Here is a 1142-nt window from a genome sequence, read left to right on the forward strand (position 1 = left end):
CTTTGAAACGTTTTGCTCAAGTGCGTTCACACTCTCGCGATATCTCATTGATGTTTTGCTGTTCAGTTTTCAAGGTTCATTTGGCGAGGAACTGACTTGCTTCCCTCTTTATTTGTCTGCCGCTTGTTTCAGTGGCAACTCTTATATCATACCAAGTTACGTCGTCCGTGTCAACAACTAATTTTAATTTCTTTTTTCACTAGTTATTGATGTATCGGAAACGCAAGGTTCTAAATATACCATGCTATTTTATAAAACGCAAGGTTTATTTATACTTTACTTAAATACATTAAAGTGACATTGCGAAAGGGACATTAAATCATTGTAATATAGCACTAAGGTTAACTAATCTGTTCTTATACAATATAGATGTTGGAGAGTTTAACGTACAAGTTGTCAGTTAAGATTCAGATCTATACAATCCTCCTTAACTTCTCTTTTAGCTAAATCAATTATTATAAATCATGTTGCTGCATTTGAGTTTTTATTCACATTCAAAAATCCAAAAGTTTTTCCATCAAGATTTCTAATTAGGGAGTATGAATAACTCTACTGAATTCCGCTTCTGCCTGAGTCTGGATTATAAATTGCTTGGTGCTTCGAGATACCTCTAGCCTGGATTGGTGCTTAGAATCCAAGCTTACTGCTTTGATAGGGTATTCTTTATCGTAATGGTCGTCATTTGGAGATGTATATATTGAGATTACTATTTGATACTAATTTTTTAAGAAAGATGCACTCCAAGTTGCAGATTTAATCCCAGATAATGATATACGTTTTCTTAATAAGACTATCTAGCACAATACTCCCAATAATGCACTTCCCAGAGTACTAAAGTGTAGTTAATAGGAAATTCACGTTAAAATATTTACAGCGGTTTGATAAGGCCAAATCAACGGGTCTGTCTGGCTTGCAGATACAAAGTACAATAGTTATATTTTTGGTCAATCTCAAACGAATTAGGATTACCTTCACACGAGAAGTCTATTCTTCAGCATTTCTATGTCTGCTTTCAATATAACCTTCGGTTAAAATCTTTATAAACATAAAAAAAGCCACTGCCCGAAGGCAATGACTTTACTTTGAGACCGGCGACGTCCTACTCTCACAGGGGGAAACCCCCAACTACCATCGGCGCTGAA

General features: G+C 35.5%; 1 protein-coding gene. It reads left to right on the forward strand.

The window, feature by feature from the left end; genetic code table 11:
* Positions 1 to 181: hypothetical protein (locus AC1TO6_RS21095; RefSeq protein WP_482103547.1), on the forward strand; the 181-nt coding region annotated here is incomplete at its 5' end.
* Positions 182 to 1142 lie beyond the last annotated feature (961 nt).

This window comes from Sporosarcina sp. Y352 (genome assembly GCF_056786535.1).